This is a genomic window from Sphaerisporangium sp. NPDC049003 (assembly GCF_043197795.1).
GTDB lineage: Bacteria > Actinomycetota > Actinomycetes > Streptosporangiales > Streptosporangiaceae > Sphaerisporangium.
Window position 1 is genome coordinate 1 of sequence record NZ_JBICTU010000067.1, and the last position, 7,840, is coordinate 7,840.

7 protein-coding genes are annotated in these 7,840 nt (G+C 64.5%); 2 read left to right on the plus strand and 5 right to left on the minus strand.

Annotation, left to right across the window (positions count from 1 at the left end; genetic code table 11):
• Window positions 1–1,229 (plus strand): HEPN domain-containing protein (locus ACGFIV_RS36085; protein WP_392839557.1); only part of this gene is annotated, 1,229 nt, incomplete at its 5' end.
• Window positions 1,230–2,038: 809 nt separating this feature from the next.
• Here the strand turns inward: ACGFIV_RS36085 and ACGFIV_RS36090 are convergent.
• The 3 genes from ACGFIV_RS36090 to ACGFIV_RS36100 are packed head-to-tail and all read right to left on the minus strand — an operon-like array spanning window position 2,039 to window position 4,904.
• Window positions 2,039–3,205, minus strand: a complete 1,167-nt coding sequence (locus ACGFIV_RS36090; protein ID WP_392839559.1) for a tyrosine-type recombinase/integrase — start codon at window positions 3,203–3,205, stop codon at window positions 2,039–2,041.
• Window positions 3,202–3,408: a helix-turn-helix domain-containing protein gene (locus ACGFIV_RS36095; RefSeq protein WP_392839561.1), complete on the minus strand. Its 207-nt coding sequence runs from the start codon at window positions 3,406–3,408 to the stop codon at window positions 3,202–3,204. Before ACGFIV_RS36095 ends, ACGFIV_RS36090 begins: the two co-directional genes overlap by 4 nt.
• Entirely contained in the window at window positions 3,408–4,904 is a 1,497-nt protein-coding gene (locus tag ACGFIV_RS36100) for a replication initiator (protein WP_392839563.1), read from the minus strand. Before ACGFIV_RS36100 ends, ACGFIV_RS36095 begins: the two co-directional genes overlap by 1 nt.
• 120 nt (window positions 4,905–5,024) lie before the next feature.
• Here ACGFIV_RS36100 and ACGFIV_RS36105 point away from each other — a divergent pair, with 120 nt between their 5' ends.
• Window positions 5,025–5,861 (plus strand): GntR family transcriptional regulator, encoded by an 837-nt coding sequence (locus ACGFIV_RS36105; protein WP_392839565.1) that lies wholly within the window; start codon window positions 5,025–5,027, stop codon window positions 5,859–5,861.
• Between the two features lie 171 nt (window positions 5,862–6,032).
• Here ACGFIV_RS36105 and ACGFIV_RS36110 read toward each other — a convergent pair whose 3' ends face one another.
• On the minus strand, window positions 6,033–6,194 hold the full coding sequence (locus ACGFIV_RS36110) for an HAD hydrolase-like protein (protein ID WP_392839567.1): 162 nt from the start codon (window positions 6,192–6,194) through the stop codon (window positions 6,033–6,035).
• 674 nt (window positions 6,195–6,868) lie between these two features.
• Window positions 6,869–7,705 carry a BTAD domain-containing putative transcriptional regulator gene (locus ACGFIV_RS36115; protein ID WP_392839569.1) on the minus strand — a complete coding sequence of 279 codons (837 nt, stop codon included), beginning with the start codon at window positions 7,703–7,705 and terminating at the stop codon, window positions 6,869–6,871.
• Window positions 7,706–7,840: the final 135 nt, after the last annotated feature.

The following is a 7,840-nucleotide window of genomic DNA, read 5'->3' on the forward strand; positions in this document are numbered from 1 at the left end:
GCCTTTCCATCTGTGGCGGCTTGGCATTTCCTTACCTGCGTAGCCGTATGTTTATGAACGAACCCCATCAAAACCTCAACTCGCCGGGGCCCTGGCACCAGGTGGGTGCCGATGCAACTTTCACTATGGCGCGGCTCCGGGTGGATCACCTCGACTCATGGGCGCATCTCCCCGGTATTGCTATGACGCTTACAGACGACTGGGACCAGATCACCGCTCGCTACGAAAGACACGAACAATCATCCGCCGTGCTGGGGGATGGCAGGGAACTCTTTCTTGACGAGGTAATCAATCTCCAGCATCCGACAATTGTTGGAGCCGGGTTCAAGCGATCAGTCGAACTACGGCTTACCGAGCCCGTTGGGCTCACTGTAGACGAGTGGTGGCGCCGATTCGTTACGCCGGTGACCGAACTGCTCACCATGGCAATTGGGGTTCCCTGTCCGCCTGTTGAGCTCAAGCTCTATCGGGACGGAGACGAGGAATGGGTGGATGTAGTGCATCCGCTGCTTAGGGAGAGCAGCGGCAATCTTCTTGAAGCGCACCAAATCTATCTCACTCGTGATCAGCTCACGCTCGATCAAGTAGCGAGATGGCTGGAGGTCGCAGCAGATCTATCCCCGATCCCGGCTCTGGTGACAGAGACCATCACCGCGCGCGAGCGTCCTTTGCCCAGTCGACTCCTAGAGATGGCCATTGCCGCAGAAGGGTTGCACCGTCGACTCCGGCCGACCGATCAAGTGATGACCCGCAAGGAGAAGGACAAGTTCAGGAGGCAGGCTAGGCAGGCGGTTCCGGAGGAATGGCAGAAGCGCGTCAGCGAGGCGCTAATGCACATCGATGAGCCTTCCTACGCCGAGAGGTTGCGTTACCTTACGGATCTAACTCGCGAGACGGTGCCACAAGCGGCTGGTCTGGCGGCTAAAGGCCAGGAAGAAGAGGAACTCGACACCACAGGAGTTTGGGAAAGTCGCATTAAGGCCGTGCGCAATGGCTTCGCTCATCAGGCTCCACGTCGAGGGGAAGGGCCTGATGACGAGGAATTCCAGGAGCAGGTGATCCTTTTGAAGACGCTCTATTGGGTCCTAACCTCCGCTTTACTGCTACAGACCGGAGCAGAGCCGTCAAAGCTCGGGCAGCGAATCGAGAACTACGAACCCTATCGTGCCTTGCTGAGGCGGGCCCGAGAGTGGGTTCCTAAAATCTACGTGAAAGCCCCCGCGGCCTGAGCGGCATAGGTTCACCTGGGAGCGATAGCTCATTGGTTTAAACTCAGGGCTTGGGCTGGAAGAATGTTGCCTCCGGCGGGGGCACTCGGCTCCGGGATGAGGGGCGGTGCGGGACCGCACGGCCGTAGGTGGCTGAGGTGGGGCCTGATCATCCCGTCTGCCGCGACCCAGGCGAGCCCAGCAGGCCGACTCCTCCGGCACAAGCCCGTCTGTGGCCGTTGGCGTCCTATGGTCGAGGAACGGCGGCCGGTGGACGTACACGCGAAGACGGGCTTGTGCCTCCGTCGCTGGCCCGCTGCCGCTTCGCGGTGGGTCGAGGCAGACGGGATGATCAGGCGGGGGAGATGTGCGCGTCCGCGCTGGTGAGGACCCCCGTTCGGGTTGCAGTTTGGGTTGCGGTTCACCGCCATTCGTGGCCATTCCAGGAGGACCCGCCGGGCGCGTTGGTCCAGCTTGAACCACTCTGGACGCCCAAGATCCGAGCTGCTAATGCGGATTGGGTTCGTGCGCCGACACCAGGGCGATCTACGTGCCATCGGCATGCCTGAGCGCGTGCCACTGCGTGCCATTCAGGACCGTTGGGGCCCAGGCCATCCCCATGATCACCGTGCCATTAGCGTGCCATTAGCTCGTGTGGGGGATGGTTGGTTGTGGCTGGCCAGAGGTTGCGCGCCGCAGGTCGGAGGGCCGTCGAGGCGATCATGGCTCCTTACAAGCGAGGGGTCACTGGTTCGAACCCAGTAGCGCCCACCAGCCAAAACACCCCGTCCCTGATCTTCGGAACGGGGTGTGAGTGTCTAACTGAGTGACTAACCCTCAGAGGCACGACGGGGAAAGATCAGGTCCATGGCCGTCGCCCCTTCCTGCATCACCGGTCGGAGCTGCTTCCGATAGACCGTCTCGGTCACGAGGGTGCTGCTGTGGCCGACCAGGCGCGAGATGTTCTCCAATGGAATGCCGGAGTCGGAGAGCAGAGAAACGAAGCTGTGCCGCGTCTCGCGCGGCGTCCACTCCTGCGGGTTGAGCCCCGCTTTCTCGATCACCTTCCGGAAGACACGTCGTACGTTGTGCGCGTCCAGCTCCGTGCCGACCTGCGAGGCGAACACGAGATCGTTCTCCCGCCATTTGCCGCCCGCCGCCTGTCGGGCGATCTCCTGACGCTCTTTATGCGCGCGGAGCGCGTCCACGCAGCGAGCGGGCATCGCCAGGGTGCGACGGGACTTCCTGGTCTTGGTGTCGCCGCTGAGACGTACGGAGCGCCACACCATGATGTGCGGTGGTATGGCGGGAGTGACGTCGGGCTTGCCGTCCAGGTCCACATGTGACCAGGTGAGCGCCCGTAGCTCCTCGGTGCGAGCGCCGATGAGCAGGGACAGCACGAGGTAGGCATGAATGGACGTTCCCTCAGCCGCCGTCAGCACGGCTTCCGCCTGGTCGAGAGTGAGTGCCTTGGACGGTCGACCGGCCCGCCCTTCCGGGACCTCGCAGAGCGCGACCACGTTACGGCGTACCTTGTCGCGCTTCTGAGCATTGCTCACGGCACGGTTCATGATCCCATGGAGGATCTTGAGTGACCGTGTGCTGAGCGTCGACGACTTCGGGGCGAGCCACTTGTCCACGTCCTCGGCAGTCAACTCCCGGAGCTTCCGTGCGCCTAACTCCGGAATGATGTGAGTCTGCGCGTACGTCGTGTACATCTCGATCGTTGTGCCTGCGCGACCGCTCAGGCCATAGGTGAGCCAGTACTTCACTGCCTCTGCCATGGTGTAACCGGCCGGGACCGACGCAAGCCCGTCCTCGTGATCGCGAATGATCTCCTTGAGCTTCTCCTTGGCTTCGGTCTTGGTCTTGCCGCTGGCCTTCTTCGTGATCCGCTTGCCCCGTGCGTCGAAGCCGAGGCTGGCGGTCGCGATCCAGCGTTGACGCGCCTCGTCCCAGTGCAGGCCGCCATCTCCGCGGCTGCGTCGTGCGGTCATGATGCTGCCCTCGCTTCCTGTTCGAGGAGTGCGATGTAGTCGGAGATGGCCGAGGCGGGGATTAGCCGGGTACGGCCTTGGGTGACGGAGCGAAGCCGCCCGGTCCTGATCTGCTCGTAGATCACGGTGCGGCTCATGCTGAGCAGGTGCATGGCGTCGCTGACGCGATAGAGCCGCTTGCCGTCGCTTCGGTCGGCTCGCATCATTCGGCCGCCCGCTGGGTGGTGATCGTGCGGGCGGTCTGGACGCCGTGCCGGATCTCCTCGGCCAAGATGGCTTCACCGGGGGAGTGGCCGCTTCCGGCAAATCGCCAGTGCCCGAGCACGAGCGTTGAACCGTCCCCGAGTGCGGGAAGCCCATTGCGGTCGCGCGCTTCGGCGGCACGGTGGTCGGCGCGTGCCTGCCGGAGAGCGCCCATGGTGGTGGAGTAGCGGCGCGACTTGGTGGCGAAGTGACCGCGAAACCCCAGCATGTGTGCCCAAGGACGCAACCTAAGATGCGCGAACTCCGACCGTGCGCCCAGCTCCCAGCACGTGCGGATCATGCGCCGGGCATGCTCGGTCACCGGAAGCAGATCCAACAGAAGGCCAGGCTTCAGCCCGGTGCCCTGACAGCGCGTGCACGAGGCAGCCGGACCGAGCCGACCTTTGCCTCGGCAGACCGAGCAGGACAGACGATGATCGACGGCGCCCGACGCCTCAGCACCCTTGGTGGCGTACTTGGAAATGTAACCGGCCACCGCTTGCTCGCTCACCCCGTCCAGCGAGGCGCTGAGGAGGATGGGCCGGATGTCGAGCTGATCGCCCCAGACCAGCCGCCGCCGGCCAAGCTCGCTCTTGGCAGAGGTCACCTCCACGCGCCGGACCGCCGCCGGGATGGCCCCCACCAAGAGGGCGTGATCGGCCCAGTCCGGGGGAAGGTCGGTGCCGCCCTCGGGACCATCCAGCCGGACGACGGCGTGAAAGTGGACCAGGCCGCGCCGCTGATACTCGGCGACCTTGGCGAAGGAGACCTGGACCAGCTTGCCGAACGCCCGGCGGCTCATCCCCGCCTGCTTGGCCAACTCCCGCCGCACTTCGAGAGTGAACCGATGCCACAACACGCCCGCGTGCGCCTGCCACAGCACCGCGCCCACATAGTCGTAACACCCCTCGCAGATCGGTTGCCCGAGCTCGGCATCCTGGGGCTCATGCCGTATGTGGCAGCCGACTGGCTGCCCGTGCTCACAAACCCTGCAGCGAGCACGCGGCCGGCAGGGCCGCGCCGTTCCGTTGTGCTCGCGCCGGCTGTGGACCGGACCGAAGGAGGGGGCGGTCAAGGTCAGGAACACCCGAGGATGCATACTGACCTGCTCAGGGATGCCCTTACCGCCGGACAGGCCCGCGCGGATCAGCTGGAAGGTGTCGGCCCGATAGAGCTCCGAGCAGGCCGCACAGACCGAGGCGCGCCGGTTGCCGCAGGGAACCAGCAGATGCCCTGAGGGTTCGTCAGCGGTTCGGTAGGAGTGCAGGACCTCACCGGTAGCCGTAGCGACGATGTGCGACTCGCCGGCCAGATGTACTGGGTTGGCGCACCCGCCGGTTGCGGCGACCATCGCGCGCCATCGCTCGTAGCCGGACGCGTTGATCACGTCTGTGAGATCGACCAGCCATTCCGGGTGCTGGCTGGCGGTGGGTCGGTCTTCCTCCTTCTCATTCATGGGGACCTCCTTCGCCTCAGTTCCGACATGCCCGGACACGTGCTACGTCTGGGCCTACATCGACATGGTAGCCAACACGTGCTACGTCTTGTAAAGAGGGAATGAAGGACGGGAGAGCGAATGATCGAGGAGAAGGGCACCGCCCGATGGCGGGAGATCACCGGCTTCCTGCGAACCGACATCTTGCAAGGCCACTACCAGCCCGGACAGGCACTCCCCGGCGAAGCTTTCATGGCGGACGAGTACGCCACCTCACGACCCACCATCCGCAAAGCCATCGCGCAACTCGTCAGCGAAGGCCTGCTCACCGTCGCCCATGGACGAGGAACCTTCGTTCGAGCCCGACCTGACCGTCGATTGATCACCTTCGGTAGCTCACCAGCAGAAGACCTACTCAGCCCTGCCTACGACCCCGCCGCACAAGGCTGGGAACACGTCACCGTGCCCAGTGACATCGAACGCGGTAACAAGCTGCCCCACAACCAACCAGCTCCCATGACCGCCGAAGGCGAAGACGCCGAAGTCCTGGGCATTCGCCGCGGCCGGGTTGTGGTCTACCGCTACGCCTACTGGCAGCACGCCAAGACTCGTCACCGCATACACCTGGACTCTTACGTCATCGCAGACCACATCGGCACAGTGAAAGGCGAAGGCGCCGACCGAGACATAGACCTGCACGTCGAGTCGGACAACTACTACGCCCACCTGGAGGCCAACCACGGTCCCCTCCGCTGGGCCACCTCGGTCTACACCCGCATGCCCTACGGCGACACGTACGCTGACCTGTCCATGGAGCCGGTAGGAACACCCCTCCTGATCATCAGACGCGTCACCCTCAGCTACGACGGCCGGCCACTTGAATTCACCGAGATCGAAGCACCCGGCGATCGCTTCGAGGCCTCAGCGATCACCGGCGACATCGGCCAGACAGGCGGCCACGTCGCTCTGCGCGTGTAGTGGGCTCAGATTTTCTTTACTGGTTTAAGGCGGTCCGCTTCGCGGCCCGCCGCGCGCCTGGCGGTCGCCGCCCGCGCTGCGGCTCTCCGGCCGGTCGCGGCCGGCGCCGCCGTGCGCGCCATCGGCCACGAGAGGAGCGCCTTTGCCACTCATAGTCCGTCAAGCGACCGCTCAATCCAGGCGCGCCAGCAGCGTCACAGCCTCTGTGACATGCTTGGCCTCGTGATCGGCTTGCGCGCCGTCCGCGACCAGCCCATCGGGGTTGACCCACACCGTACGCAGTCCAGCCGCGCGGCCACCGCCCACGTCCTTGACCAGGCTGTCACCGACCATCCACCCACCATCGGCCAGGGAAGCCCCGCACCGGCCCGCAGCGATCTAAAACAGCCGTCGATCCGGTTTGCGGATCCCCTCAGAGGCCGAGCATGCCCATCCATCGACCACCTCAGCCAACCCGCTGCACTTGATCTTTCCGAGCTGATTGTCCGCAGTTCCGTTAGTGACGATCCCCACCCGCTACCCGTCCACCCGCAAGCCTGCGAGACTGGCCAGCACCTCGGGAGTACAGGTCACCACATGTGGCATACGCCGTCGGTAGTCTGCCCACAGCGCCGCCGCCTCGACCCGCAGGGCGAAATGCTGACGCACGTGGGCGAAGAACTCTCCACGGTGCGCCAGCCCGGCCCGATCCAAGGCGATCAGTCGGCCGCCTCGTTCTCGAGGCGGTAGTCCGCAGTGAACTCCGCTGCCCATAAGCGAAACGCGGCCCGCAGGTCGATCAAAGTGTCATCCAGGTCGAAGAGCGCCAGCCGTCGCATGTCGCCCGAGCCTAAGCCCTCACATCCGTGCGGCACCGACCACAAGGGGCGTCTTCGGTCCGTAGTCGGCGGGGTAGGACGATCGGCAGACTTCGGCTCTGGCTGTGAGAGGTCGGGGCCGATCGCTGCCGCGCCGCCCCGGTGCTCGGCCCCCGGAGGGCCTGCGCTCCGGGTCAGCTTGCCGCCGGGTCATCGTCTCGCACACCGATGGTAGGAGTCGTGAGCGAGGTCACGAGGCGATCGCCAGAACTCCCGGTTCCCGTTCTCCGGCAGCAACGCCGGATCGTCCCGGAGAATTCGCTGATGCAGGTCCCGCACATCGGCCCCCGGCTCCGTGCCGACATGCGTCACCAGCGCGTGTCTTAGGTTTCGATAGACGTCCAACGCCTCGGCATGCCTGCCCGAACGGTGGAGGGCGAGCATCAATTGTCCATGAGGGCGTTCCCGCAACGTGTGCGCGGAAGTCCACGCGCGGAGCCGGCCGATCAATTCCCAATTGCGGCCCAGCCTTAACTTCACGTCGAAGAAGTCCTCCGTGGCCGACACATGTTCTTCCCGTAACCGCCCGGCCCACGGGGCCAGGTCTCCGGCCAGGTCGATCCCGTGAAGAGGGTCCCCACGCCAGAGTCCCAGAGCCTTCTCCAGAAGCTCGTACGCTTGTCTCGGGTCGCCGTCGGCAAGTCGTCGGCGGCCTTCCGCGACGAGGAGATCGAACGCCGCCGCATCGAGGTCCTCGTGCCCCACCGTGAGCGCGTAGCCGTTCCTCGACGTCACGATTCGCGGTTCCGGCAGGTGAGTGGACGAGAGCAGGCGCCGTAATTGGAATATGTAGGTCTTGAGGTTGCTGTCGGCGGACTTCGGAGGGCGGCCGTCCCACAGGTGCTCGACCAGATAGGACTGGGATACGGCGACGTTCGCGTGGAGCAGGAGAAGCGCCAGAAGACCTCGGTTCTTCCTCCTTGAAATGTCGATGAGATTTCCGTCGTGATCGCTGACCGAAAGAGGTCCGAGCACACGAAACAGCACGGCATCCGCCCCCGTGGCGTAGGATCCGATCCCCACTGACCCCAGGGCCCCGGCGAGTTGAGGTTTTGATGGGGTTCGTTCATAAACATACGGCTACGCAGGTAAGGAAATGCCAAGCCGCCACAGATGGAAAGG